Genomic DNA, 25,720 nt, shown 5'->3' on the forward strand with positions numbered 1-25,720 from the left:
AGCTACAGCCCCAGCCGGTCGGGGCGCACGAGAGTCGGGCCGACGAAGATAAGTTTGCGCAATGCCGCCTGTGGGCCGTACGGTTGCATCCGGAAGTGCGGTCGCCGCCAGTGACCGCTTATTTCGCGCTGTACGCCGTCCGACGGGACCGATCCGGCCGTCTCGGCGTCGAGAATCGCAGGGCCGACGACGTGTCGATCATAGAGCTGTTCGATTTCCGCGAGCCGTTCCATGCGCTTGCGCTTACCGAGCCCCGGAAAGTGTCGCGGCGCGTTCGAATAGGCGCGGTCGTGCACGACCTGCGCGTCGCGCGCGTTGAGGTACAGCAACATCTTGATCGCGTAGTCCAAGGCGTTGCGCCAGAACTGCTGAGAATCGGGCAGGTCGGGCAATCCGTCAGCCGGGGGCTGCTGGAACAACTCATCCACCAGTTCACGGATCGTCTTGTCGGGGTCCTCAAGCGGCAGCGTAATCGAATCCATTGCCGCACCCTCGCTGGGGCCGCCCGTCATTAACCATGTCGCAAACCCGATCGACCGGTCGTTCTTGAAGATCGCGATCGCCTCGATGTCGCCGGCTTGTTTCCAGCGAGTGGGTTCGGGAATGATGCAAAGCGTATCGGTCGGCATCTTCAGCATGCCGATCGGCACATCCTCCGCAATATAGGCGGCGTCGAGCAGGCGATGCAGCGGCGGAGTCGGCTCATAAAAAGCACCTTGTCGAACCTCGAACGCCAACCACACGGCACTGTACTGGGCCACCCCGGCGAGCGCGTCGGCCGAGCGGCCCTCAGCACCGTGCGGCAGAAGGTCCCGCGTGAAGCGATCGAAATAGCGCGTCAGGCGCAGGATGCCGTGCGATCGCAGCATCTCGGTCAGCGTCGGCGACGCCACGCGGTCTGTTGCGACTCGCAATGCGTCCCACGCGGCGAGCGCGCCCGTGACCCGGTAGCGAACCGGCCCGGGCAGGCGGGCAAGCTTCGGATCGGTGACCGCGTCGCCCGAGCGCATCAGCGCGGTAACGAGTCGCTGTCGAATATCGGCGCGCAGCGCTTCACGTTGAGCATCGGATATCAAGACGGTGTTGTGAGACGACGCGCCCGTCAAAGTTACTTTCTCCATCCGACCTACCGAACCGCTCATGCGCGATACCTCTACTCAAGCGACGAAATCAGTCGCGCCCCGCATTCCGTCAGATCGTCGTGAAAGGCGACCGGCGTACCGTGATGGTTGCGGGTACTGTTCTGTGGAATGATCCGGAACTGGCCGCCGCACTTCGGACACCATGTCAGGTGATCCTTCAGCGCAACCGGAACGCCCAGCGCCGTCAGATCATCGCTTGCGGTGATCACTTCGCCACCGTGGGTCGTCTTGTCGTACAGGCGGATCACGCCGCGTCCGTTTTCATCCTTCATCATTCTTTCCGCATCGTCTACATGGTCATGCTGCTGAGCAAGCGAGACCTGATCGGTCCTGTATCCAGCTCATCCGCCGCTCTTCGGAGCGACTCCGCTAAAAGTTTTCGGATGCTGAGCGTTGGCGCAAACTCGATTCCATCCGGAGAATTCGAACGCGGTCGCGTACCTGCCTCCACTACTTTCATCACGAATCCCGTAATTCAACTCAGGCTTCTCCAGGTTGAGCGGGCCATAGTCGGCGAGAGACGGATCATCCGAATCGGCCACATAGATAAAGCGCACTCGACTTGGTTTGTCATCCTGTTTCTTGTAGGTGGCGTATCCACAAACGAACGTGCGCTTGTAGTTCGGCGTTTGACTTATTCCATGCAAATCGGGAGTGTTTTCGTATAAGTCGAAAAACTCGATGTCCCTGTCATCGGACAGTGCTGCCCGAACCGCTTTTTCCGCAGCATCGTATTTTGCAAGCGCACTTGGCGTGCATCCGACGAACAATGCAAGCGCGGTGGCTAGCGTCGCTGCGATTCGCCTTTCTGTCATGCCGGAAACCCTCATCATCAGTCACCGTTAGCTACGGGCCGCCGCATGCATCATGTTGGCACCAGGATTCTCGAGCCAAGCGGCCGCGAACATTCTGCCATCGGGTTCTCCCACCCAGTCTTCGACCCGTGCTTTCGGATCATTCGGGTACTCGCCGCGCTGTTGGGCCAGCACGGTATCACCCCATCCGACAGGTGTTCCGGAGCGGGGTTCCGCATAAAGATCGTCGGGCGCGATCGCGGAGATTTGCTCGATCGCGGCAGGCCAAACGGGTTCACGGCACGTTGCATTCGCAAGGATTCGCATGACGGTGAAAACCAGAATCAGCGGCATCATCAACAGACGAATAAAGACCGACGCACGCATTCCGAAGCCATACAGCGAAAACAGGAACGACTCGCGCGGCGTCTCGCTCTGCGTGTGAAACAGCATCGGCTTGGGCAAACTGTTCGGACCATCGTTCATATACGCGCACCAGTAGTTCCACTGCGCGAGCGCCATTTCCACCTGCCCCTTGCCGGTCCATTCCCGGCCGATCGAGAACACGCGAGTGACATTGCCGCGGTCGTCGACCGTATAGTGTCGGATGTGGAAGATCGTGCCGAAAGACGTGTCTTCTCGGTGTAGACAATAGATCGAATCTTCCGTCCACGGTGCTTCCCAAACGACGTCGCCCTCGCCGGGCTTCGCAAAGAAGCGGCGAGCGCGAATCGCAAAAAGCTTGCGGGCGTCACGATGAAAGCGGATAGGACGATAGCGGAGACCAAAGAACAGGCCGCGCCCGAGCTTCCAGACTATCGAACCGAAAAGAACCATCGCCGCTATCGCCAGGCAGTTCATTACGAAGTCGCCTGACGCTCCATTTGAATGAGTAAGAACGTAGACATACGGTCCGATCCCGATGCACAGGAAAGCGAACACGACGCCAGTGACGAACCACTGTTTTTCGAGAAATGACGGCTCAATCACGTCCATGTAGGTTGAATTGACGCTGAATGTCGAACCGAAATCCTGAAGATCCGGACCAACAGAACGATTAATCGGCAAGCGATGCGCCAAATCCCACTCTGGTATCCGCTTCCCAACGCATTTCTTCATGACGCGCTCGTCCATATATCAACCTCCTGCGGCCGAGGTGAATGCCTTGAGCTCTGCCTCAAGAGAATCGTAGTGCTCGCCCTTGCTGAATTTACAGCGTGATACCCAGTCCTTCAGTGCTGATGCCTTGAAAATCGCGATCGCGATACCAACCATAATCGACAGAATCAAAACAGGCCAGAAGAGGGGCAGACTGAAGAGCGCTGCGGCGGCTACATATGCCCCCAAAATTCCACTTGCCAAATAAAGTTTGGCGAGATTCTTTTCGCCGTTGCTCCAGGCCTCAGGCATATTCTTGAAAATGTCATACCCGGCCAAGAAGATGCCTGCGGCCGCGCCGAGTCCTCTGCCAAACTTTACGCCGACCTCAGCGCCTTCCTTGGAGACGCCCCACGCTTTCATGAGATACGCTGACAATGGATGAGCCGGCGTTTTCACGACGGTCTCCGACGAATATTCAACGAGGGTACCCACGATAGCAACAACAGCACCAATGCTCTTCAGAGTGGTTTCGGTCTGATTGAACTGATCTCGATCTTTCCAGTCTAGGGCAGCAAACGTGAGCGTCGTCATCTGGAAGATTACAGTCACGACGCCCAAATTGAACTCAGTCGACGAATTGAGCCACTTCTTTGCTGAGTCTACTCCCGGAACTTTAACGGCCTTGATCGCGCTTGCCTCCAGCTTCCCGTCCCGGACCAGAGCGTCGACGTCCATCTCATAGGCGACGATATTCGGATCACTCGGTGGTGCCGTCCTCAGGACCTGCTTCCCGACTTGGGTCGCCGACGCGCGCTGTTCGGTCCGGTTGCCGTCCAGTTTGACACCCAACTCTCGGGCTTGCTGTAAAGCCCAGTCGCGAATGGCGAGCTTGCTGACTTGTGACGGTTTGAGTCGAACGCCGGACTGAATCGCAAGACGAATCGTCACGAAGCCGAGTGCAGCACCCCGCGTAGTCTTCGTGAGTACGCCGACGATCTGATTTGCGGTCGTCACGATGAGCCGATCGCGAAGGTTGGCCGCGTTGCCAAGTTTTTCGATCTTCTGGAACGCTTCCTTGTAGAGATTCAGGAAGTTCTCGTACTGGATATCAGAACCGTGCACCTGTGCATCCGCCGCTTTCATCAGCGTGTCCTGATTGAACATCAGAGCGCGCACGTACAGATTGCGGATATTTGAAGCCTGACCGTTCAGCCAGTCATCGAGTACTTTCTTGCAAGCCTCGGTGCCGACAGCGGCACCAATGGCCTGTGCGCACGACTCACTGTACGCGTAGCCGCTCCGAAGATCCTGCGAATCGTGAACACCAACCATCCATTCGGCGAGCAACTGCGATTTGAGCCAATCCGCATGCGCTTGCACTAGCGGCTGCCACTTCGGCTTGAAGGCTTCGAGCGCTTGCTGATACTCCTGCGGGAAGCGTTTCAACGCCTCTTCATCGAGCACGCTGGTTCGCTTGCCATCGGGACCGACCTTGAACGCTGCGTCCTCCCATGCCTCGTTCGCTGCCTCTTCCTGTGTTGCGGGAACGTTCTCGGTCTTTCGGTCTTCCTCCTTCATCGCCTGCTCAAGACTTCCCGTTCTAATCCAGGAGCGCATCACGTGGAAAAAACCAATCGCATCCGGCGCGATTGGTGCGCCGACCTTCATATTGACGGCATTGGCGTCCGCGATGGTTTTCGACGTTCCATAGGTCAGTCCGGTAACGGCCTTCGCATTCGCTCGGATTCCGGCTTCAGCGCGTTCGAGCAGTTGCGCCGACGTCCACTTCCAATACACCTGCTCGTCGAAACCGTTGTTCAGGTTGGGAACCGTCAGTTCCGCAAGGTCGTTAGTGAGGCCGACTGGGTCGTTGACCGCGACCACAAAGCCTTTCTTGTTTGGAGACTCCGCCATCGCGTCACCGATCCGTTTGGCGACGTTGCGCTGACGTAAGCGAATCTCGTCCTTGGGCGCGCGGTTGCTAAAGCCAAACGCGGCCTTCATCGCCTGAGCGTCCATCGCGAAATGTGCGATCTTGCTCTGGGTGGCTTGAAATTCGCCCGTATCGGTCGCGTCTCCGGCCAGCATCGCGGGAACGTTGATGCACTGCATATGCTGCTTGCGCCAAGCGGCATCATTGATTTTGTTGTGTACGAGGTCCTTGGTCCATCGCACATTCGACCAGCCAATCCAGAGGTTGGTCGCTTCGTCACTTCCGGGCGTGTGCTCGACGCTCACACAACGGCCAAACGATTCGAAAGCCAAGTCTCCGTTCATCGCGCAGCCTTGAGTAAGCGCGTTCTCCGCGTCGCCCGGCGGCGGTGCCACGTCCGGAGGGAAATTCCACATGATCCCGTCGTCAAGAACCATATAGGCGGCCAGCTTCTTCCGCTTCTCGTCGTACGTGTACAGATAGCCAGGGCGCAATGCGCGCAGCGTATACTTGGCGGTGGCAACGGCCTGAGGGGCGCGCCCGTCGATCCGAAAATTGCCGGACAGGGCCGGCGCTTTGGACGCGCCACGTGGGCACGCGATGGCGTATCGGACGGGATAGATCAGCAGCGACTGGCGATCGCAAAGCGGACAGCCTTTAGTGGTCGGCATGGGTTGATCCTCGGAATTTCATGGTATGAAGTGTCAGCCTTTATTCGGTCGGGAAAGCGTGCCGCATACGCTGAACAGCATCGTTGACGAGCGCATCGGTAGTCATCGCGTCCTGTCCGCCTGCCGAGCACAAGACCTGATCGAGCGCAGCCGGCAACTGCGCTGCCTGATCGACCGGCAGTACCGGTAGCCGCCGGCGAATCTGGTCGACGATCTCGCTGTGGTTGATGCGTGGCCACTGGTCCGGGCGAGGCCAGCCGGACGGTTGATCGTCCGCCTGCACGATTTCGGCACCTAGGCCAGCGCTACGCCAGCGATGGCCGCCCCAAGCGAAGCGCCATTCGTGGACGGGGCCCAAGAGGGCCAGCCGCTGGGTCGGGTCTAACACCGCCAACGTTAGGCTCAAGACACGCGGATCGTAGTACCGCCAGAACACTGGCTGCCCGCCCTCGCCGGGACCGACCAGATACCGCGCGATGTGTTCGACGAGCACATCGGCATCCACGGCGCTGTCGATCCACGCGCAAATTGCGGGGGGGCGCTCCACCTCCGGTTCTTCTTGCCATCGTGCGGTCGCAATCCGTCGCCCTTCCAAATCGAGCCCGGCGAGGTCGATCAACCGTGGCATCAGTTCTTCGCGATGTGCCAGCACGCGTGGCGTGCAGGCACGCATGTCGAGCGCGGCTAGATCAGGCACGTGCGCGAGGGTCGCAGGTTCCACCAACAGGAACCCAGTCGTCATCAGTTCCTGATCATCCGGTACAGCCTGCATCGGAGGCGTGGGCGTTTTCATTCGGTCATCCATTATGCGAGCGCGATCGACGCTTGGCCGGTTTGTGCGGCACCGTCGGTCAATTGCGAGCACAAGTCCGAACCAGGGAACTGCGCCGGCATGCTCTGCGGCCCCACCGTATCGTGACTGCCCGCATGAATCCTGTTTTCGCCGGGCGTATAACCGACTATGCCTTTCGCGCTGACTTCGAACTGGCTGTTGCCGGCCGTCAAGCGAATGCCCTGCTTCGCGGTGAGGTTGATCCAGTCCGTTGTGCTGATGATCGACAAGACTTTCTTCGCCAGCAGTTCCAGCTCGTCGTTTTCCGCATGCACCTGCACCTTGCCGCTCGCCGCGATCAGCTTCATCCCCATCTTGTGCACGAACAGTGAGAACCTGTCCGACACGCTGGCAAAAAACGACTTGCCTGTTGCAACCGACACGCTATCGCCCGCTGTGACCGCCACGTGCTGCCCGCCCGTCACGTGCGCCGTCGCGGGCGTCGTGACGGCGATGCCGGCCGCGCCGGCCAGCAGCAGGTGCGCTTCGTTGAGTTCCGGGAAGTCTCCCTTCCCGGTGCCACCGGTCGCGCCCGCGCCCTGGATACCATCCACCTGCGATTTCAGCGCGTCGGCAATCGGCGTCTGGCCGGCACCGCTGTCCTGGGCTTGATAGTGTTGCGCGAGCTTGCCGAGCTGCCCGTGCAGCGTTTGCGCCTTGGTCAACCGCGAGGCCGGTTCGCTCACGTCCGAGAGATGCCCTTGCGCGGAAGGGCGCACCTCGGTGCTGATCACCATGCCCTTGCCGGTGCGAATCGCGCCGACCTCGTCGGTACGCAGCTCGAAGCCCTCGCCGCGAGCATCCTTGCGCCCCTGCCAGTCCTCGATGCGGGTGATCTTGCCAAGCGACAGCTGGCTTGCCGCATGGTCGGAGCGCAACTGCGCCTGAATGGCGTTCGCCGTATCGTCGAAAATCAGGTGATTGCTGCGGCCGGACGACGCGTTGCCGTCCGCACCGTTCAGTTCCCGGCTGCGAATGCCCATCAGCGCATGCTCGTCGGGCAGCTTCCACGACGGCACGTTGCGCGCGTTCATCACGCGGCCCGTGATGATCGGATGATCCGGATTGCCGTCGAGCCATTGCACAATGACTTCGGAGCCGATGCGCGGCAGCGCCGCCATTCCCTGGCCGCCCCCCGCCCAGCCGCTGGCGACCCGCACCCACGTCGAATACTTGCCGTCGCGATCCCAGTGGAATTGGATCAGGACGCGGCCGTGTTCGTCGGTGTGGATGCTCGTGCCGGACTGGCCGACGACGGTTGCTGTCTGCGGCGCGAGAATCTTCGTGTCGACGCTATTGAAGCCGCGCCCTGGCCGCCACGGCGTGGCCTTCGGGACACACGTGAACTCGTTGCGGTATTCCGCCAGCACGCCCGTGTCCTGCAGATAGTTGTTGGTAGCCACGTGCCGAACCGAGACGATCAGGTATTCGTCGTCGCTCGGGTCGCGGCTCAGTGCCGAGCCGTAACGGTCCGTCAGTCGGAACCAACGGCCCGGTTGCACGAAGCGATTGTTGCCCGTCGCATCGAACCGCTTGATCGTCGCCTCGATTTCCTCCATCCGGCGATTGACGATCTGATAGCCGTGCTCCATGTTCCGGTAGCCGTACGCGCCGACGTACTCGTTCCATTCGAGTTGCGGCAACGCCGCTTCGGGGCTCGACAGGCTCGTTTGGACGTGGGTCGGCGTCGGGGTCTTGAAGTCAAAACGGGACAATTCCGCATGCGTCGACGTGGTCTGCTGGAACGGGGACCAGCTCAGAACGCTGTCCGATTCCTCCGCACCCATGCCATTGTGGAAGCGGATTTCGTGAACACGGCCGTCGATCGCGGGCGCAGGACGCGTCGGGTCGGACACGGTCAGCTTGTGTGACGTGGCAGTGTGTTCGTACCAGTACAGATAGCCTGCGTGTTCCCAGCGACGATGCACGTAATTGTGGTCGTCTTCGTCAAACTGACACGCCATCGTCATGCGCGGATCGTCTTCGCCGACCTGCCACGCCCAGTCGGGCAACACGCCATAGTCCTGAAAGACCGTCGCGGTCTGATCGTGCAGGTTCTGATCGAGGAACAGGCGATTGTGCTGGCTGTACTTCAGGTAGTGCAGCCACGGGCCTACGTGCGCCTCATAGAACACCCAGCCGCCGTCCGTGCGAACGTGCCGAAACGCGAAGATATGACCGTTGAAGTATCGCTGACTGCCGTCGCCACGCGCCAAACTGGCTGTCACGCGCTTGCCGATGAAATCCTTCGGATCGAGATGGTCGTTATCCGACAGGAGTTCGATCTTGTACGCGAAATCCTTCGATAACGCCTCAACCGCCTCGAACGCATTAGGCAGCAGGATTTTGTAAGGCGCGTTATCGTCCGGAAAGCTGATTTGGACTTGCCGGTTGTGCTGCGGGCCCAGCGCAAGGTCTCTCAGGGCTTGTGCCGTGTTCTGCATTGTTCTTGTCCCTCGATCCGAGCGCAAAATGCCACCGGGCCGCCCGTGCGCCCTGAAATACGCGTGCAAAGTGGGACTGTACGTGCTTGTGCCCATCCCGACGTGCAGCGATAAGCTCAGACGTATACCACAAAGCCCCTCGAAGGCCCACGCGGAGAATTGTCAGTGATGTTGAAAACGACTGGCGGGGGCCGAGTGATGCGATTGGCGGGTTTGTGCGATTTCGGATGCCATCGAAAACAGAAAAGTTGAATCCGTGCCCGACACCACACGGCACCTCAACGAACTTAACGGGACGCAACGTCGCCATGACCCAGACAGCGCCCGGTCAATCGTACCGAAAGAGTGCTTTTAGGGGCGCACCCCTTTCGATATAATTACGCCCTTGTCGGCACTCGAACGAACGCCTGCGGCCCTTATGGGCTATACGTTTGGGGGTAAAAAGCGCGGGAGAAGCTTGGTTCAAGCAGACTGCGCCAAGCCGACAGAAGAGGTGCCGGGAGCGTGCTACCAACACAACCCCCGGCGATTTTTTTTGGCTTGGGAGCCTGTTCCGTGGAGGGAACGCCACAGCTATCACATCATTGTGGAAGATAGTGAAGCACTGTAGTCGATGCGAACAATAAGGGGGCAGGCGCGCCGCGTCAAGCCCTTGCGCGCGCCATGCGTGGATTTTCATCGCCTACGATTTGTCGATAGTACTGTGATTTTATACAGGTCTATCGTCGGTTCCTCCCTCGTGGCAGGCCATTTTCTAGGTAGAAAATGGTTTTCAAACTGCTTCGTCTTGTCGGCGTGCTCGATACCGTCGGCGTCAAGAAAACAACGCTGTATCGCTGGATTCGCGAAGGCAAATTTCCAGCACCGGTCCAGTTAGGGAGTCGTAGCGTCGGCTGGCGCGCGACGGACGTCCAGAACTGGGTCGAATCCCGTCAATCCACGCGGGGGCAAAAATGAGCGCGCACGCCCCGCTGATCAGTCGCGGCGGCCCGTATGGTCGCGCGATGGGCGCGGCCGTCACGGCCCGCGACGCCGCGTTCGTGCGTTGCCGCGACGCTCGACTGCGCAAGCTCGCCGGCATCCTCGATGACATCGAGGGGTGCTTCTGGAATCGTGGCGACGACGCCGGCAAGCTGGTGGCGATCGCCGTCACGCTCGCGTCGACACTGGCGCTCGAAACCCCGCACCTGACAACAAAGCAACTTGGCACCGCCTGCGAGAAGTTCGTGCAGGCGATTGCCGTTGCCGAACAGGATGCCGCCGGCTACCGTCGTCGGCAGTATCGACAACTGCGGAAAGCCTATCGTGCGCTTTACGACGACATCGATGCGCACTGCACGGACGTAACGCGCCGCTTGGAAGTCAGCGCCCTGCTGCGGGGCGTCGCGCTCGGTCAATCGCTGACGCAAGGCAGCGAGCAACTGGATATCGAACGGCTCAAGCTGGCAACCGCCGTGCTCAAGGGGAAGGCCGTCTAATGCTCGCTCAAAGTCACTTTGTAGTCGGCAACGCGCGGCGAGGGGCGTCGCGATTTGCGTCGTCTGGCACCGCGCGGTATCCTGTGCGTGTCGCTGAAACAGCAGCGAACCGGGTTTGGAAGCCCGGAAAATGTCGGCGGACGACCGCCAATGCGCGGTTTTTTTACGTCCGTGTGCCTTTGCACGCCTTTTTCAATGGGTGGGCGATGGTGGGGAGGCTTCGGCCTGCCGGTGCCGACGTTCCGGTCTTCCAACCCTGCCATCAGCCCGCCCACCCCAATTGGAAGTGGGGAGCGGGCTTCCGAAACGCTAACGTCGGAGGCCGCTTTATGCGCCAGTCCACGCACGCCCCCACGGGGCATCCATCCCAAATCATCCAGTCGATTATCCGTCGCGCCTTGCGTGACGCGGCAACCGCCGACACGTATCAGTCCGCACTCGATGCAACCGGCGCAGCGCTGGCCGCCATCGCGGCGCTCGTCCGTGCGGAGGTGCAACATGGCTGATCAGCGTCTGTTGCAAGAAGCCTCCATGATCGCCCTGTGTGCGGCCGATCAATTCGCCAATCTCGAAGCCTTGTTTGACGCCGTTCGTCAGCATCTTGACGAGTTCACCTACGAGCGTTCGCTGGTCGAGATGGGCCGCGACGTGGCGAGCCAGTACTCGGCCAGCATGCGCCGCCTGTCGCAGCCGGAGGTGCGCCATGACTGACCAGCGCATCCGAACCGCGGTTGTCGACGGATTCGACAACGCACCGCCACTCGATACCGGCGCTCCGATCGAGCTGCAATTCGCCGTTGACCTGGGCGCGATCTGCGCCGACGCATGGCTCGACCTGAAAGGCGACGTGCGGCTGCACGACTACGCTGCGCATCAGGCCGCTGCGTTCGCGCGCGGCATGGAAGCCGCCATGCAGGACGCAGGCGACGTCGACGCGCATCGCGTGACGATCAGCCGCCAAGCGTTCGCGGCCGGGCTGATGGGGCGCGTGCAGCAACACCTGTTCGCGGCGCTCGGCCTCGTCACGCGCGAACCGCGCACGACGCACTGAGGGGCGGTCATGGCAAAGACGAACAAGAACGCCGTGCAACCGCTCGCTGCGCACTTCGTGGCCGAGGTGAACCGCCCCGATCGCAACCGCATCGGCACGCGGATCAGCGATGCAATGGAGCTGCTGGACAGCCTGCATTGGGCGGCCGACAAGGCCATGTCCGATGACGACTACTGGCTTGTGCTGAGCCTGTTCCGCGCATCCCTGCCGTCGATCGGTGCGGCGCTGGAGGCAGCCAACGACGCCCTTGGCGAGTCGCGGCTCGGCCGCTACGTCTACAGCAACGACGTCACGGCGGGCGGTGCGGTTCTGTCGGTGCCTCGCGCGGCCGGCTGACGCTGCGCCGCTAGGCGTCATCGAATCATTCAATTCTTCGCGCGTCGGGTAGCTGCTTACCCGATATGGACTACTAATCGGAAGGCGACGGACGCGCGTCCAGTGGGAACCTATGAGTAACGCACCCATGTCCGAATTCGAGCGGGCGAGAGTCGCGCTCGGCTATGTTCCGCCCGACGACCGCGACACGTGGAGTCAGGTGGGGATGGCGCTCAAGGCCGAGTTTGGCGAGGAGGGCTTCGCCCTCTGGAACGAATGGAGCCAAGGCGCGCAGAACTACAACGGCAAGGACGCGCGCGATGTGTGGAAGTCGTTCAAGGGCGGCAAGATCACCATCAACACGCTGTTTCACCTCGCCAAGCTTGGCGGCTTCGATCCGCGCGCGCATCGGGCGAAGCCGGTCGATCCAGCGGAACGCGAGCGGCAGAAGGCCGAGCGCGCGGCCCGCGAAGCGGTCGAGCTGGCCGAAGTGACCGAGAAACAGCAAGCCGCGTCGGCGCTCGCCGAATCGATCTGGTCGGCGGCCGAGCCCGCGCCGGCCGATCACCCGTACCTCGTTCGCAAGCGCATCCCGGTCGATGCGCTGCGCGTCTATCGCGGCGGCTTGTGCATCGGCACGGCCGCATGCGACGGCGCTCTCGTCATCCCGGCCCGCGACGTGGACGGCAAGCTGTGGACGCTGGAGTTCGTCCTGACGGACGGCCAGAAACGCTATCTGCCGAACGGCCGCAAGGCGGGCTGCTTCTCGTTGATCGGCGGCCCGCTATCTTCCGCGCCGTCCACGCTGCTGATTGGCGAGGGTTACGCAACGTGCGCGACGCTCGCGGCCGCGACCGGCTATCCGGCTGCCGTCGCGTTCGATGCCGGCAACCTGCACGCGGTTGCGACGGCGCTGCGCGGGCGGTATCCGGACGCCCGCATCGTCGTGTGCGCCGACGACGACCACGCGACGAAGGGCAATCCGGGTGTGACGAAGGCCCGCGCGGCGGCCGAGGCCGTCGCCGGCATCGTCGCCGTGCCCGACTTCGGTTCGAATCGCCCTGCGGCCGGGACCGACTTCAACGACCTGGCTGCGCACCTCGGCCCGGAAGCGGTGGCTGCCGCCGTGCGCGCTGCGCTCGCGCCGGCCGGCTCGGCTGACGCCGGCAAGGGCAAGGCTGCACCAGCCGCCGCGAAGCCCGCCAAGCGCCCGAAAACGGCCCGCGCGCAGGACGGCAAGTCGCGGTTCGTCGTCGACGACAAGGGCGTGTGGTTTCACGGCTTCAACAATCAGGGCGATCCGCTCCCGCCGCATTGGGTCAGCACGCGAATCGACGTGATTGCCGAGACCCGGAACGAGATGAACAGCGAGTGGGGCTACCTGCTCGAATTCACGGACCGCGACGGCATCCTGAAACGGTGGGCGGTGCCGGCTGGCCTCTTTGCCGGCGACGGCACGGAGCTGCGCCGCATGCTGCTCGACATGGGCGTGAAGCTCGGCGTGACGCAGATCGCCCGCACGCAGATCGCGAACTATGTGCAGATGGCGCAGCCCGACGAGCGCGTGCGCTGCGTGCCGCGTGTCGGCTGGCATCACGGCGCGTTCGTGCTGCCGGATCGCGTCATCGGCACCGGCAAAGAGGCGCTGATCTATCAGGCCGATACGCCGATCCAGAGCCAGTTTAAGGAGCGCGGCACTCTGGAGGAATGGCAACGCGAGGTCGCGGCCTACTGCGTCGGCAATAGCCGGCTGCTGTTCTGCGTCGCTACCGCCTTCGCTGGTCCGCTGCTGCACTTCTCCGGGCTCCAGTCGGGCGGCTTTCACTTGCTCGGCACGACGTCCAAGGGCAAGTCGACGGGCGGCGTCATCGCCGCGTCCGTGTTCGGCTCGCCGGACTATGTGCGGAGCTGGAAGGCGACCGACAACGCGCTCGAAGCCGTGGCCACGCAGCATAGCGACGCGCTGCTGATCCTCGACGAAATCGGGCAGGTCGAGCCGCGCTTGGTCGGCGATGTGATCTACATGCTCGCGAACGAGTCGGGCAAGGCTCGCGCCTCGCGTAGCGGCTCGGCCAAACCCGTGCTCACGTGGCGACTGCTGTTCCTGTCGAACGGCGAAAAGAGCGTGTCAGCGCTGATGGCCGAGGGCAACAAGCCGATGAAAGGCGGTATCGAGGTGCGCTTGCCCGCGATTCCGGCCGAGGTCGGCGAAATGGGCGTCGTGGAGAGGCTGCACGGCTTCCCGACGCCGGCCGCGCTGATCGAGCATCTAGAGCGGCACGCCGGCATGCACTACGGCACGGCCGGCCCTGCGTTCATCGAGTGGGCGTCGTCGCAGGCCGGCGAGCTGGCCGAGCATCTGCGTGTGCGCGTCGACGAGCTGGTCGGGCAATGGGTGCCGGACGGCTCGCATTCGCAGGTCGCACGCGTCGCCAAGCGGTTCTGCCTCGTTGCGGTGGCCGGGGAGCTGGCGACGGCGCACGGCCTGACCGGCTGGCCGGAGGGCGAAGCGGTCGAGGCCGCACGTCGCTGCTTCGAAGGCTGGCTCGAACTGCGCGGCGGCACCGGTAACTCGGACGAAGCCGAAGCCGTGCGGCAGGTACAGCATTTCCTCGCCGCACACGGCGACAACCGTTTCGTATGGATGAACCGGGCGCAGGACGACCATCGGCCGAACGTGCCGCATCGAGCGGGCTTCAAGCAGCACGTGAAGCGCGACGACCGCCGCACGCCCATCGCATCCGATCGCGAGTATTACGCCGAGTTCGGCGGCAAGATGAGCGCCGACGATGCCGAAAGCGTCGAGACGGAATACCTGATCGAAGCGGCCGTGTTTCGCAAGGACGTGTGCGCCGGCTTCGATCACAAGATCGTCGCCAAGGCATTGATGAAGCGGGGTGTGCTGATGCCGCGTAGTGACGGCTATCCGTACCGGCAGGAGTACATCCCCGGCCACGGCAAGTTCATGGTCTATCGCGTGCTGCCGTCGATCTTCACGCTCGAACTGTGAAAGACGCCGCCGCCGTCCGGTAGGGCGGTGGCGGGCATTCCTTTGCGCGGCATTTTTGGCCCGCGCGTCAAAGTTACTTTGAGCGGTACGTGCCAGACGGAACCGGGCGGGCGATTGCCGCGAATATTGCCGCAACCGTAACAATCCAGCCCGGTTTATCTCCAGTATCTCCAGCGTTCTCCAAATCGTTTGGAGACACGCGAAGCCTTACCCCATAAGGCTTTGCGGCCGATTCGGACATTTATCTCCAAATCTCCAACTCGTTTTGCACTGAGCGGGCAGACGTTGACCGACTCCGTCGACCTCGAAGCAAAGCGGGGCGCGGCTCTCCGGGATTTGACGGGTGTCGGAGACGTGTTTTTGAGGGGGTGTCCGCGACGCGCACCGATCCGGCATTGTTGCGCCCGTGGCAAGTGTCGGGGTGGCCGGAAAGCGGGGGACCCTGCGTCTAGGGCAAAGACGCGGGGGCTCACACCCGCGTGTTTTTCCTACTCCCGGGCCGCCTAAGGGGGGTCATATTCATACCGAAGTGCAGGGGGCGGCAGTGCAATGCCAATCCTGAGAAATCGGTGGGAGGCGCGCGGCAAGGGGGTCATACGTGTGGCGGCACGGGTCTATCTTGCCGCCGCGATCGGGATGATTTCCGCTCCGGCCTTGAGCTTGTCGAGGTAGTCCGCCCACTGTTGCATCATCGAACGTCGGGCCTTGATGAATTTTGTTCGGTTGTACGCCCGCCCAAGGCTGTCAGGGACGGTATGCGCTAGTTGGTGCTCGATCACTTCCGGCTTTTCCTCCAACTCTTCATGCAGGATCGTCCGTGCCATTGCCCGGAAGCCGTGACCGGTAATCTCGGTGCGTGTGTCGTAGCCAAGCCGACGAAGGGCTGCATTGATAGCGGCCTCGCTCATCGGCCGGTTTCGGTCGCGAGCACCGGGGAACACGTAGACGCCTTCGCCAGTCAGGGCGTGAAGCTCGCGCAGAATCGCAACCGCCTGTGTAGCCAGCGGAACAAGGTGATCCGTTTTCGTTTTGTTGACGAAATAGCGCCACTCGCCCCTGTCGAGCTCGAATTGTGACCACTGCGCCTTGCGTAATTCGCCGGGGCGGACGAACAGCATCGGGGCTAGTCTGAGCGCGCAGAGAACCGGGAATGTACCCGTGAAGCCGTCGAACGCGCGAAGCATCTCGCCAACTTTCTCGGGCTCGGTGATCGAGGCAAAGTGCGTTGTCTGGGCGGGCGGAATGGCATCTACCAAATCACGAGCTGGATCGGTCTTGCAGTGCCCCTCTTTGATGCCGTAGCGGAATACCCGGCTTATCTCGCTGCGGATGCGATGGGAGGTAAATCTCGCTCCGCGCCCGTCTACGCGCTTCAGTACAACCAGTATCTCCGGGGCGTCGATTTCAGCGATAGGGCGCTTGCCGAGCCATGGGAATACATCGTTCTCCATGCGGGCGAGCGTCTTGTCATGCTGCGCTGGCTCTACAGTCGTCTTGCGCTCGTCCATCCAGCCGCGAGCGACAACCTCAAACGAATTGGCGGCCGCGAGCAGGCTGGCTCTTTTTTCTGCCTTCTTCGCTTCACCCGGATCGATGCCGGCAGCGAGCTTTTCACGGGCTTCGTCGCGCTTCTTCCGTGCGGTCGCCAATGTAACTTCCGGATAGACGCCGAGCGAGTAGCGTTTTTCCTTGCCCCCAAACCGGTATTTGAGGCGCCACCACTTGCCCCCGCTCGGGGCGATTTCTAGATAGAGGCCGCCTCCGTCGAACAGGCGCACGGGCTTGTCGGCAGGCTTGGCGTTCCGGATGGCTGTGTCGGTTAATGGCACGGGGGCAACTCCTGACATGTAAGGCAATTTCGGATGGGTTGCCCCCAATGTTGCCCCCGCTTGCCCCCGGCTGTCTACGCACCACACGGCACTTTGCCGGAATGAAAAAACCCGCGAAGCCTTGTGCTGTCGCGGGTTTTGGGACTTCCGGGAATTTCCCGGAACTATGTCATGGTGCCCAGGGCCGGAATCGAACCGGCACGCCTTGCGGCGGGGGATTTTGAGTTTCTTTACTGAGAATAGTATGGCGCTACGCTGGAACCCGCCAAGCCTTGCTGGGCTTGGTTTTCCAAGAGGTTAGTCCCGTCTAACCTTACGCCTTGACCAGACCGATTGCGGCACACTTTCCAATGCCGTGGCTCCTGGCTGGTTCCTGCGTTCGATCCCGAACTAGGAGGCGTCATGGCTAAGATCAAGCTCACCAAATCCACCGTCGATGCAGCCGAAATCACTGGCAACGACTACGAACTGCGGGACACCATTGTCCCCGGATTCCTCTGTAAAGTCACCGCCCACGGCCGCAAGGTCTTCATGCTCCAGTACCGGACGAACTGGGGCGAACGCCGCAAGCCGAAGATCGGCCAGTTCGGCGAGCTGACCGTCGAGCAGGCCCGCTCGATCGCGCAGGACTGGCTGGCCGACGTGCGCAGGGGCAACGACCCCAGTGCCGCCAAGCTGGCCGCGCGCATGGCTCCCACAGTCAAGGAGTTGTGCGGGCAGTTCATCGAGGAATACTCCAAACCGCGCAACAAGCCCAGCACGGTCGATACTTACCAAGGCCAAATCGACCGCTACATCATCCCAGCGCTGGGCAAGCTCAAAGTGCCCGACGTGACGCGGGCGCACATCACGGCGCTGATGCGAGACTTGGCAAGGATTGCCGTCACGGCCAATCGGGTAATGGCCTGCCTGCGCAAGATGTTCAACATGGCCGAGGTATGGGGTTATCGGCCTGACGGCTCCAATCCTTGCCGCCACGTTCCCAAGTACCGCGAGGACGGCGAAACGCGGTACATCGTCAACGACGAGCTGGGGCGCCTCTACGCCTATCTCGACCGCGCGGATGCCGAAGGGCTGGAGCATCCGACCTTGACGCTGGCGGTTCGCCTGCAATTCGAGTTCTCGGCGCGCATGTCGGAAATCCGCAAGCTCGAATGGGCCTGGGTCGATTTCGAGAACCGCCGCATCGTCTGGCCGGACAGCAAGACCGGCGACATTTCCAAGCCGATGAGCGAAGCGGCGTACCAACTGCTATCCAACGCGCCCCGCATCGACGATTCGCCCTACGTGTGCCCGGCGATCTTCGACAGCAAGGAGCCGTTGCCCGAGGGCACCTACTACAACGCCTGGAAACGCATCCTGGAACGCGCGAAGGTGCCGCATGTCGGCACGCATGGCATCCGCCACCGTGCGGCCACCGATATTGCCAACTCTGGTGTTCCCATCAAGGTCGGCATGGCGCTGACGGCACACAAGACCGTCACCATGTTCATGACGTATGTGCATACGGAGGACGACCCGGTTCGGGCCGCCGCCGATAAGGTCGCCAACCTGCGGCGTGACACCATCGACAGCCGGGCACCGGCTGCGCCAGCCGCGCCGTCGCCGGCCTCAGCTTCCGTCATCGCGGATGACGACAAAACCCGCACCAGCCAAGGCAACTACCGCCCTTATCGCCACCGAAAGAACGAGACGCGCACCGTGCCACTCGGCACGAAGCGGGCCAACCAGGCTATAGCCACGCCCGCGCCGGAGGCACTGGCCGAAGCTACTCCCTGAACCGCTTGCCATATATATCCGAACGGGTATAATCGATGAATCAGAAACGCAAACTGCTGTATTGGGAAGGTTCGTCGAAAAAGGACTTCAAGGAGTTCCCGATCGACGTGCAGAAGGATATGGGCGTGGCGCTGTTCGTCGTACAGCTGGGCGGCACGCCGGATTCGGCAAAGCTCTGGAAGGGGCTTGGCTCTGGCGTGTACGAACTGGTGGAAGACCACCGGGGCGACACCTTCCGCGCGGTCTATACCGTGCGGCTCGGCGACGCAGTGCATGTGCTCCATGCGTTTCAGAAAAAATCCAAGTCCGGTATCGCTACGCCGCAACCGGACGTGGCATTGATCGAGAAGCGGCTGAAAATAGTGCTTGCCCGCTATGGGGCGAGCGGGAGAACGTGATGGCTCGCAAAGGCAATCCGCAAGGCACCGACAACGTGTTGCTGGATCTCGGTTTTGACGACGCCGAAGAACTGTCGGCGAAGGCGGCGCTTGCGCTCAAACTCAACGAACTGATCAACCAGCGCGGTTTGAGCCAGACCGAAGCGGCGGCTATCACCGGCATGACTCAGCCCAAGGTATCGCAGGTTCGCCGCTACAAGCTCCAGAACATTTCGCTGGAGCGACTGATGCAGGCGCTTGTGTCGCTGGATCAGCACGTTGAAATCGTGGTGCGTCCTGCTAAGCAGACCCATGCGCACGGCATTACCGTTGCGGCCTAAACCTACTCTGGAGGCTTCGTATGGAAGACAAAGAAACCAAACTGCGACAAGCTCATCGCTTGGGCGGGCACTAGGTAATAATCTTCAAGAACATGAGCCGTATACACACTCTCAATGCCCGCGGCAATGTGATGCTTGCAGCTATCAGGAACCACTACTCTTGGACGGACGAGCAAACTTTCAAAGAGGTACAGCGGTTCCATCAAGACTTCCTGCAGATCTTGAGTGGAAAGAGGATTAACTACGACGAGCTACGAACGGCGCTGATCCCACAGACTGCCAAACACGAGGCAGCATTCCTTTTTGATGAGGATCGTTGCAACCCTGACTGCATTGCCCCCGGTGTGGATGCAGCCGATGCCCTATTCAAGCTGCTGCCAGCTAAAACCACACATAGCATTCTTGGCGGTGAATTAGTTGGTGACGACAAGGACAAGATTGCTCGCAGACTCCTGGCCGAGAAGGCCATTGTCGCCAAAGACCTGAATTTCAGGCATCCGTGCTTCTGCTATGTCCTCTACGTGAACAACCTTTCCAGCAAAGCCCTGGTTGCAATCCATCAAGGTTTGCAGACGCACTCGGGCTACCTGGGCTATGTGCCTTGCACGTATGCCAGCCTGACCAAAACCTTCGTGACGATGGGCTTGGTGAACTTGGCCATCAAGCGCGGGAACATCGTAATCCTTGGTCACGAGGACGACAGGCCCAATAATGAGAACTGCAATCTGCACCTTCACGACTACGCGGCATTGGGGCTAGAGATTCGCAGCATTCAGTCCATGTATTTCGGAGTATTCCTTTCCTACAAGCCCGAGCAATTGATCTTGGACGAGACGGACGATGACCTTGAAATCGCCATCCGTGCCATGTCCACGGAGGCAGCACCGTTGATCGACTGCAATGTGTTGATCGAGGATAAGAAATTTGAGTACCTAACCACCGCAAAAGACGGCAAGCTCGCATTGGCTGGTGTGGGCCACATGACCAAGAGCGAACTGGCAGAAGCCATCCGCCTCAAGATAAGGTCGAACTATCTCTACAGTTTGGATTGGAGAGATGTACCAGCCACGGCCGAATCAGCCGGCTACAAGGGAAGCTACTTCAACATCATGTTAGAGTTTCCGCGTGAACGTGGAGAACCCGAGCGGGTGACGGTAGCCCTTGAGTTCATGCCCGCAGGCAAGATCTTGCGAGTCGTGACGATGACCTAGCCCTCGTGGGCTGCGCCCCCGCGCGCCGTGCAGAGTCGCGGTCATTCGGCCTTGATTCCTGACGCCTACAGCCCGGCTCCGCAATTGAGGAACGCAGAAATCGGGAAGACGAGCACTCACCACCAAATTAGATGCGGCTCGATCGGTGTGAGACTGAACGTGTTGAGGCTGTCCCTATGTTCATGCAACTAATTCAGTCGCGGTGTCGTGCCGAGCCATCGTTCCATCACAAAAATAACCACGGTGTGTGACGCATGAACGGCCAAACGAGCCTCTGATGGGACGAGTTTCGGAGGCTCGATGCCGCGGCCATGTGCCGAGCCAATATGTGTGCGATAGGCCCCCACGCCATCCACGACAGACGCGAGTCCTCCCAATATTCGCCTCTGATCATCCTCCAGCGTAGGATCGACATTGAGGCCAAGATGCTGCTGCACGATCTTCCACAGCGGGCCGATCGTCTGCTTGGATGGCATCTCCAGTTCGTGCATCTCAATGTAAGTCTTGCACAAGGCTTCAATGATGGCGCTCGCAGCGGTGATCGCGGCATGCGGGTCGCGATCAACGTGTGATATCGCGCGTCCGAACTCCGCTTCGATAGACGAAAAGTCACCAGCCTTAAAGTAGTCTGCAAGTGACTTCGCAGCGGGACTCGCTCCTGCTAAGGTGATGAACCCATTCATCTGGTAAGTCAACTGGTTCTTGCCCAGGCTTGCTCGGATGCGCTCTTGCCCAGGGCCAATCTTCTGGTTCCAGTCGTCGGGCTCCAGATCCATGAACTTCTGGATGACCTGTCCGAGCACTTGCAGTGGGTCGACGGTCGGATCATCGTTGCAACGACTAAGCCAACGACTGCACTTCGTTTCGCAGTTTCCTTCGGGCACGTCCCCTGGAGCCCCGCTCTCCATGAACAAAGAGTTCAGTGTTGAATGACTGTAGTAATACTCGGCAAGAACAGACGATACGGCGCCAATAACGGAGTTCGGAATCTTGCTGGCCATGGTTCTTCCGTTTCTCTGATCACGAAGATGACCGAGACATCAAAGGCCACTCTTCCGGTACCAGTGCCGGCGGCTTGGTCCATGGCTGCTCAACCAAAGCATCTTGGAACCACTGGTCTCGAAGATTAGCGTGTTCTGTCACGATGAGTTGGAAACCCGGGACATCCTTTTTCGTGAAATTCAGCAATAGTTCGAACAATCGACGGACAGCTGCCAGGTCGGCGTCTGCTTCCGTCTTTTGGACAGTTCCATCCGCTTCTTGGTAAATTTTCTCCGAGGGGAAATAGACTTGAGTCGGCTGATCGATGAGCAGGAACTGGGGAATCGGGCAGTTGTTTTTCGAGGCGAAAAGGTGTAGTGCTAACAATGCTGAAAGATGGTACGCCAGATGGTTCTCACCACCGCCGGTTCGGCTCATCGGAACCGGACGATCCGGACGGTCGAAAACGATGGTGAGATGGCTTAGGTCGAGTCGTGCAGGGAAGGCGCTGAACTCCGCCTCGAAGGTCTGGATGTACTGCGACACCTGCGCTGAAATGTTATTCAGAATCGAAGTCAGCCGTTCGTGGCTGTCGTCGGCGCCGACTTTCTTCTCCAGTTCCTCGACTTTGAACTTCAGGCGACGGTGCTCTGCCTCGCGCGAGACCAACTCCGCATTGGGAATCAGATTCTCCAGGAACAAGCTGATGCGACCAACAACCCGCGCCGCTGCATTGTTGCGCGTTCCCATTTGAGCAATGACTTCATTTGCAGCGATCGCTGCGGAAAGCTCCGCCTCCTTGCTCTTTATCGCGACCACGACCTCCCGCACCTTTTCATCCTGTTCGGCTAGGTATGCTTCCAGTTTGGGGCGTTGACCAGCGACGATACTCATCTCCTCATCGAGTGTTGCCAATTCGTTGAGGAGCATTTTCGCGACAGGAGACTCCAAAGCCAGATTCGCTTCGCAAAATGGCCACTGCCATTCTCCCGTCTCAGGGTTTTTGGGTAGGGCCTTGATGGAAGCGAGCCGATCTTTTTGCTCCTGCGCTTCGCTTTCAAAACCACCGGCCTGCTTGGAGAACTGGCGGGCCGCGTCGACTCTGGATTGGATGTCGCGCCGGTCCTTGCGTAGCTGGCTAATCTCTTCCTCAAGCCGGGATATTCTGTGACCGTCATCCTCCGGGACCGAGGTCGGCTTCCATTGCAGGGCAGTGCGCAATGCATCAATCACGCCATCCGCTCCAGCCTGCTGATGCTCCGGCGCAATGATGCCAACTGTCTTGGCCTCCGAGAAGAGTCCGATACCCTTCTGCTGGGATGTATCAATGGCGTCACGGGCCTGTTCGAGGAGCTTTGCGTTGAGCTTTAGCTCTCGTTGTGCCGCGCGCAGTTTTGCTTCCAGTTCGTACCGATCATTGGAAGAAATGCCGAGGAGAATCGGCAGCGTATCGCGGATCGCTTGTGGCTGAAATCCTTCATTCTGGCGATAGAAAAGTTGATCCTTGTTGGCGACAATGCCTTGCTTCTGAAATAGGTAGTAGTAGGTATGCTTGACGTTCGCGTCATAGCTCTCCCGGCTATGCTCCATCGCAACATCGGTGCGGTTCTCCGGGATTCCTAGCAATCGCGACAGCAGCGCTACCACTGCATCGTCATCAGTATTGACCACTAGTTCCTTGAAGTCAGGGACTGTCAATTGACTCCCCCGTCGCTGCATCGCAGTACTACAGCTTGTACCGCTAGCGGTTGGCGTGGGCTTTGCGATCAATACCTGTTCCTGAGGGAATTGATAAATCACGGCGAACCACGCAACCTTGTCGCGAATGATGCCCTCCGGAACATTGAAGGTCGAGCGCCCCATACAATATTCGATGATCTCGGAGAGTGCCGATTTCCCGGTGGATGAGCGACCGGTGATTACGTTCAAGCCGTCCACTTTGAATTGCAAATCTCGGCGCTGACCGTCGTGACTGTAGATATGGATCGACTTGATTTTCATGGACGTATTCCAAAGGTCGTATATACCGTCACGCGGTCTGCGATGCGGGCAAATTCTTTTCCAACGATGCGCGCGACGCGCTGGCAAGCGACGGATTCGTCGGTTCCTGTCACGGATTTTCGAACACGGCTCGCCACGGTTTTCAATCGGCCATCCTGCGATACGACAAAGCATCCGCGTTCCATCAGCAGCCCGAAAGCTTCGAGCGCAAATGGCAGCATGTCGCTGGCGCGGTCAGCGAAACCCACCAGTAACTGGGGGTTCTTCTCGACGGTCTTCAGAAGATAGCTGCGAGAACTACTCGCGATCACTTCGCGAGAGTCCTTCTGCAAACACAGCGGGAGGACCAGCAGTGCAAGAGAGAACGGCATGCCCTCCGAGTTCTCCTCTTCGTAGCCTTGCAATGCCCTGAACAGCACCAGGCCGCAAAAAGCGGGATTGAAAAGATTCTTGACTTCGAATGGTCGTTGATCCCATCGCTTCATGCTGCGACCCCCAACAACTGACCGACACGGTCAAGGAAACGAGGGTGCCAGTAAACCCTTGGAAGCGGCCGGTTGTTCGCAAGAATATGAAATCCTCCTCGCACAACATAGGGTTCGGTCACACGCTCCCGAATGCGAAGCGTGCTGCTATTGCCACTCTCCAAGTCAACCCATCGGTACAACGCCTTGCCCGCTTCCAAAAGAACTGCGTCTGCACTTTCCTCGTCGAGTTCCTCGAAGACCACGTCTCGATAGCGACTCCACTCGTCAACGAGGCGGTCTTCGTACTCTTCCATCTCTCCCGAAATCAGGAGGCTTTCACGAGCCCAGGAAGACCGCTGTTCGAACGCCCGGTAATAGTCCAGGATGGCGTTGCGGATGCGATTAGAGGCGATGCCAATTTCTCGCAGTTGCACAACGAAAAGGCGTGGATCATTGTCTGCATCGATTTCTCCAGCGGGCACCTTGCCACTGAATGTGATCGGGAGGTTGTCTGATTTGTACTCCTCGGCAAATGCGGAAAGTTTGTCCGAGATTTCGTAGCCGAAGATTGCATCAGTGCGCTTTCCGACCAACAGGTTGACGATGGTGTCATTCCACCAACCTTCTAGGCGCTCGAAGATGGCGTCCCGGTTGTCGCGCCGAATGCTGCGCATGTGCTGGTCTTTAATAATTGAAGGCACATCCTGGATGCGCGGTCCGCCATCAAATATCACAATGCGCGAGAGAAAATCATCTTTCTCGGCGTCGTTGAGTTTATGGAACTCGGCGGCGATTTCACCGATGAGTTTCGATTCGGACTTGGCAAGAACATCGGCTGCAATCTGAGACAGCGATGCAGCCTCTTCGTTTTCTGGCGGCGGTTCGAGCAGGAAGCGCCGTAAGAACGAGGTATTTGAAACAGTGCCAGTCGAAAACAGAAAGAAGCGAAGGTTGGCCTCGCTTCGACCATCACGGTTGTAGCGGGCTAGCCAGATTCGGACCGATTTCCAGAAGTCTGTGGAAAGGTCCGTCAGGCGATCATCGACTCCCTTGTGCTTGAGGGAAGCCAGCGTTTTGGTGCCGTTCGTGTCGATGAAATCAAGGTCGTCGTCCTTCTCAATCAAGACGGACGTGCTTTCCGGGAGCTGCAAGAGTTTGAGTAAGGCGAAGCGTGGCTGATAGATATACCCAAGGCCCTGCTCGCCAGCGGAATACTGATCGGTGGAGGACTCTGCCATGCTCAGGTCCTCACATCGATTGTCCGCAGCCGGAACGCCACGCTGCGTGCAACGAATAGGGACGGCATCCGTAACAGCGATTCAATATCGGCTAACGATATTCCCATGTGTTCCCCCGGAGTCTTGCCTGCCAGCCATTGTCATAGCGACCATTTTTCCAGAATAGTAACAAATAGCTTCGGATAATTTGAACGAGACTGGCTCGCTGATCTTTTCTCGCCGAAGATGAGTGTGTCCTATGGCTACCTAGTCCTGCGCGTCCCCGGCCCACAAAGCATGGCCGGATCGCGCTGTCGTGCTTCGCATCGAGCCTCGCTGCGCGAGTCTCGCCCCCTTCGGGCTTCCATCGCTGACGCCTACGGCCCGAATTCCCTGATCCGGGCCTGCGCGCTTCGCTTGCGTGCAGTCGGCACAAATGGATGGCCGTTGCCTGTCCAGCCGTCTCCCCTGACTTCATCACCTTGTCCGCGACTGTAGCCCGCGTCCGTGCGTCGTCAAGGCGCGCAGGGCCGTGTCCTCGGCTGCGCCTGCGGGCCGCACCAACCCTGCGCTTGTCTCCTTGACGGCCCCCGTCCGCGCGCTCCTGACCGTCGCGGGCGATGAACTCAGGAAAGACGGTGGCAACGAGGCCAACCGGGTTCTTCGTGCCGACCGCACCGAACAGCCGAAAGGCTGGGCTTCCGAATCTAGGAATCCGGTTGCGGTGAACAGCAAACCCTTCTTTG

At 60.0% G+C, this 25,720-nt stretch carries 23 protein-coding genes; 11 read left to right on the plus strand and 12 right to left on the minus strand.

The features are described 5' to 3' along the window. Positions 1-2: 2 nt before the first annotated feature. The 7 genes from HWW87_RS22175 to HWW87_RS22205 all read right to left on the minus strand — a co-directional run bounded on the left by HWW87_RS22175 (position 3) and on the right by HWW87_RS22205 (position 8,917). Positions 3-1,142 (minus strand): hypothetical protein, encoded by a 1,140-nt coding sequence (locus tag HWW87_RS22175; protein WP_175822159.1) that lies wholly within the window; start codon positions 1,140-1,142, stop codon positions 3-5. Positions 1,143-1,153: 11 nt separating this feature from the next. Then, positions 1,154-1,414, minus strand: a complete 261-nt coding sequence (locus HWW87_RS22180) for a PAAR domain-containing protein (protein WP_175822160.1) — start codon at positions 1,412-1,414, stop codon at positions 1,154-1,156. Positions 1,415-1,483: 69 nt separating this feature from the next. Further along, positions 1,484-1,975 (minus strand): hypothetical protein, encoded by a 492-nt coding sequence (locus tag HWW87_RS22185; protein WP_175822161.1) that lies wholly within the window; start codon positions 1,973-1,975, stop codon positions 1,484-1,486. A 9-nt stretch (positions 1,976-1,984) separates the two neighbouring features. Next, positions 1,985-3,070, minus strand: a complete 1,086-nt coding sequence (locus HWW87_RS22190) for a DUF6708 domain-containing protein (RefSeq protein ID WP_175822162.1) — start codon at positions 3,068-3,070, stop codon at positions 1,985-1,987. Positions 3,071-3,073: 3 nt separating this feature from the next. Next, positions 3,074-5,641 (minus strand): T6SS effector BTH_I2691 family protein, encoded by a 2,568-nt coding sequence (locus HWW87_RS22195; protein WP_175822163.1) that lies wholly within the window; start codon positions 5,639-5,641, stop codon positions 3,074-3,076. Positions 5,642-5,681: 40 nt separating this feature from the next. Further along, the gene (locus tag HWW87_RS22200; protein ID WP_244107321.1) at positions 5,682-6,434 is read right to left on the minus strand and encodes a DUF4123 domain-containing protein; all 753 of its coding nucleotides are present in this window, start codon (positions 6,432-6,434) and stop codon (positions 5,682-5,684) included. Between the two features lie 11 nt (positions 6,435-6,445). Beyond that, positions 6,446-8,917, minus strand: a complete 2,472-nt coding sequence (locus HWW87_RS22205) for a type VI secretion system Vgr family protein (RefSeq protein ID WP_175822164.1) — start codon at positions 8,915-8,917, stop codon at positions 6,446-6,448. 765 nt (positions 8,918-9,682) lie between these two features. Between HWW87_RS22205 and HWW87_RS22210 the strand changes: the two genes are divergently transcribed. The 7 genes from HWW87_RS22210 (at position 9,683) to HWW87_RS22240 (ending at position 14,771) form a co-directional block, all read left to right on the plus strand. Continuing rightward, entirely contained in the window at positions 9,683-9,874 is a 192-nt protein-coding gene (locus HWW87_RS22210; RefSeq protein ID WP_175822165.1) for an AlpA family phage regulatory protein, read from the plus strand. Further along, positions 9,871-10,395 carry a hypothetical protein gene (locus HWW87_RS22215; protein WP_175822166.1) on the plus strand — a complete coding sequence of 175 codons (525 nt, stop codon included), beginning with the start codon at positions 9,871-9,873 and terminating at the stop codon, positions 10,393-10,395. Before HWW87_RS22210 ends, HWW87_RS22215 begins: the two co-directional genes overlap by 4 nt. A 329-nt stretch (positions 10,396-10,724) precedes the next feature. Beyond that, complete coding sequence (locus tag HWW87_RS22220) at positions 10,725-10,901, plus strand: hypothetical protein (RefSeq protein ID WP_175822167.1); 177 nt, start codon at positions 10,725-10,727, stop codon at positions 10,899-10,901. Then, positions 10,894-11,106, plus strand: coding sequence for a hypothetical protein (locus tag HWW87_RS22225; protein ID WP_175822168.1), 213 nt, complete (start codon positions 10,894-10,896; stop codon positions 11,104-11,106). The genes HWW87_RS22220 and HWW87_RS22225 overlap by 8 nt, the downstream gene beginning before the upstream one ends. Continuing rightward, on the plus strand, positions 11,099-11,446 hold the full coding sequence (locus HWW87_RS22230) for a hypothetical protein (protein ID WP_009908645.1): 348 nt from the start codon (positions 11,099-11,101) through the stop codon (positions 11,444-11,446). Before HWW87_RS22225 ends, HWW87_RS22230 begins: the two co-directional genes overlap by 8 nt. 9 nt (positions 11,447-11,455) lie before the next feature. Next, on the plus strand, positions 11,456-11,782 hold the full coding sequence (locus HWW87_RS22235; RefSeq protein WP_175822169.1) for a hypothetical protein: 327 nt from the start codon (positions 11,456-11,458) through the stop codon (positions 11,780-11,782). Positions 11,783-11,909: 127 nt separating this feature from the next. Beyond that, a complete protein-coding gene (locus HWW87_RS22240) occupies positions 11,910-14,771 on the plus strand; it encodes a DUF927 domain-containing protein (protein ID WP_175822170.1) in 2,862 nt (953 codons plus the stop codon). A 614-nt stretch (positions 14,772-15,385) separates the two neighbouring features. Here the strand turns inward: HWW87_RS22240 and HWW87_RS22245 are convergent. Beyond that, positions 15,386-16,600, minus strand: a complete 1,215-nt coding sequence (locus tag HWW87_RS22245) for an integrase arm-type DNA-binding domain-containing protein (RefSeq protein WP_138847304.1) — start codon at positions 16,598-16,600, stop codon at positions 15,386-15,388. A gap of 402 nt (positions 16,601-17,002) precedes the next feature. Here HWW87_RS22245 and HWW87_RS22250 point away from each other — a divergent pair, with 402 nt between their 5' ends. The 4 genes from HWW87_RS22250 to HWW87_RS22265 all read left to right on the plus strand — a co-directional run bounded on the left by HWW87_RS22250 (position 17,003) and on the right by HWW87_RS22265 (position 20,308). Next, entirely contained in the window at positions 17,003-18,379 is a 1,377-nt protein-coding gene (locus HWW87_RS22250; RefSeq protein WP_175822171.1) for a site-specific integrase, read from the plus strand. Between the two features lie 35 nt (positions 18,380-18,414). Beyond that, positions 18,415-18,777 carry a type II toxin-antitoxin system RelE/ParE family toxin gene (locus tag HWW87_RS22255; RefSeq protein ID WP_175822172.1) on the plus strand — a complete coding sequence of 121 codons (363 nt, stop codon included), beginning with the start codon at positions 18,415-18,417 and terminating at the stop codon, positions 18,775-18,777. Continuing rightward, positions 18,777-19,097: a helix-turn-helix transcriptional regulator gene (locus HWW87_RS22260; RefSeq protein WP_175822173.1), complete on the plus strand. Its 321-nt coding sequence runs from the start codon at positions 18,777-18,779 to the stop codon at positions 19,095-19,097. The genes HWW87_RS22255 and HWW87_RS22260 overlap by 1 nt, the downstream gene beginning before the upstream one ends. Positions 19,098-19,189: 92 nt before the next feature. Then, the gene (locus HWW87_RS22265) at positions 19,190-20,308 is read left to right on the plus strand and encodes a hypothetical protein (protein ID WP_175822174.1); all 1,119 of its coding nucleotides are present in this window, start codon (positions 19,190-19,192) and stop codon (positions 20,306-20,308) included. A gap of 188 nt (positions 20,309-20,496) precedes the next feature. Here the strand turns inward: HWW87_RS22265 and HWW87_RS22270 are convergent, their stop codons facing one another. From HWW87_RS22270 to HWW87_RS22285, 4 genes are read right to left on the minus strand one after another with little or no spacing between them, the layout of a single operon-like run. Beyond that, complete coding sequence (locus HWW87_RS22270) at positions 20,497-21,309, minus strand: abortive infection family protein (RefSeq protein ID WP_175822175.1); 813 nt, start codon at positions 21,307-21,309, stop codon at positions 20,497-20,499. Between the two features lie 19 nt (positions 21,310-21,328). Further along, complete coding sequence (locus HWW87_RS22275) at positions 21,329-23,290, minus strand: DUF3732 domain-containing protein (RefSeq protein WP_175822176.1); 1,962 nt, start codon at positions 23,288-23,290, stop codon at positions 21,329-21,331. Further along, positions 23,287-23,775: a three component ABC system middle component gene (locus HWW87_RS22280; RefSeq protein WP_175822177.1), complete on the minus strand. Its 489-nt coding sequence runs from the start codon at positions 23,773-23,775 to the stop codon at positions 23,287-23,289. The genes HWW87_RS22275 and HWW87_RS22280 overlap by 4 nt, the downstream gene beginning before the upstream one ends. Continuing rightward, positions 23,772-24,995 (minus strand): ABC-three component system protein, encoded by a 1,224-nt coding sequence (locus HWW87_RS22285; RefSeq protein WP_175822178.1) that lies wholly within the window; start codon positions 24,993-24,995, stop codon positions 23,772-23,774. Before HWW87_RS22285 ends, HWW87_RS22280 begins: the two co-directional genes overlap by 4 nt. Positions 24,996-25,720: the final 725 nt, after the last annotated feature.

The organism is Burkholderia sp. BCC0419, assembly GCF_902830285.1.
Classification (GTDB): Bacteria; Pseudomonadota; Gammaproteobacteria; order Burkholderiales; family Burkholderiaceae; genus Burkholderia.

Coding starts and splice junctions, on each gene's coding strand:
- HWW87_RS22175 (WP_175822159.1), bottom strand. CDS start 1,142: ATGAGCGGTTCGGTAGGTCGGATGGAGAAAGTAACTTTGACGGGCGCG.
- HWW87_RS22180 (WP_175822160.1), bottom strand. CDS start 1,414: ATGAAGGATGAAAACGGACGCGGCGTGATCCGCCTGTACGACAAGACG.
- HWW87_RS22185 (WP_175822161.1), bottom strand. CDS start 1,975: ATGATGAGGGTTTCCGGCATGACAGAAAGGCGAATCGCAGCGACGCTA.
- HWW87_RS22190 (WP_175822162.1), bottom strand. CDS start 3,070: ATGGACGAGCGCGTCATGAAGAAATGCGTTGGGAAGCGGATACCAGAG.
- HWW87_RS22195 (WP_175822163.1), bottom strand. CDS start 5,641: ATGCCGACCACTAAAGGCTGTCCGCTTTGCGATCGCCAGTCGCTGCTG.
- HWW87_RS22200 (WP_244107321.1), bottom strand. CDS start 6,434: ATGAAAACGCCCACGCCTCCGATGCAGGCTGTACCGGATGATCAGGAA.
- HWW87_RS22205 (WP_175822164.1), bottom strand. CDS start 8,917: ATGCAGAACACGGCACAAGCCCTGAGAGACCTTGCGCTGGGCCCGCAG.
- HWW87_RS22210 (WP_175822165.1), top strand. CDS start 9,683: ATGGTTTTCAAACTGCTTCGTCTTGTCGGCGTGCTCGATACCGTCGGC.
- HWW87_RS22215 (WP_175822166.1), top strand. CDS start 9,871: ATGAGCGCGCACGCCCCGCTGATCAGTCGCGGCGGCCCGTATGGTCGC.
- HWW87_RS22220 (WP_175822167.1), top strand. CDS start 10,725: ATGCGCCAGTCCACGCACGCCCCCACGGGGCATCCATCCCAAATCATC.
- HWW87_RS22225 (WP_175822168.1), top strand. CDS start 10,894: ATGGCTGATCAGCGTCTGTTGCAAGAAGCCTCCATGATCGCCCTGTGT.
- HWW87_RS22230 (WP_009908645.1), top strand. CDS start 11,099: ATGACTGACCAGCGCATCCGAACCGCGGTTGTCGACGGATTCGACAAC.
- HWW87_RS22235 (WP_175822169.1), top strand. CDS start 11,456: ATGGCAAAGACGAACAAGAACGCCGTGCAACCGCTCGCTGCGCACTTC.
- HWW87_RS22240 (WP_175822170.1), top strand. CDS start 11,910: ATGTCCGAATTCGAGCGGGCGAGAGTCGCGCTCGGCTATGTTCCGCCC.
- HWW87_RS22250 (WP_175822171.1), top strand. CDS start 17,003: ATGGCTAAGATCAAGCTCACCAAATCCACCGTCGATGCAGCCGAAATC.
- HWW87_RS22255 (WP_175822172.1), top strand. CDS start 18,415: ATGAATCAGAAACGCAAACTGCTGTATTGGGAAGGTTCGTCGAAAAAG.
- HWW87_RS22260 (WP_175822173.1), top strand. CDS start 18,777: ATGGCTCGCAAAGGCAATCCGCAAGGCACCGACAACGTGTTGCTGGAT.
- HWW87_RS22265 (WP_175822174.1), top strand. CDS start 19,190: ATGAGCCGTATACACACTCTCAATGCCCGCGGCAATGTGATGCTTGCA.
- HWW87_RS22270 (WP_175822175.1), bottom strand. CDS start 21,309: ATGGCCAGCAAGATTCCGAACTCCGTTATTGGCGCCGTATCGTCTGTT.
- HWW87_RS22275 (WP_175822176.1), bottom strand. CDS start 23,290: ATGAAAATCAAGTCGATCCATATCTACAGTCACGACGGTCAGCGCCGA.
- HWW87_RS22280 (WP_175822177.1), bottom strand. CDS start 23,775: ATGAAGCGATGGGATCAACGACCATTCGAAGTCAAGAATCTTTTCAAT.
- HWW87_RS22285 (WP_175822178.1), bottom strand. CDS start 24,995: ATGGCAGAGTCCTCCACCGATCAGTATTCCGCTGGCGAGCAGGGCCTT.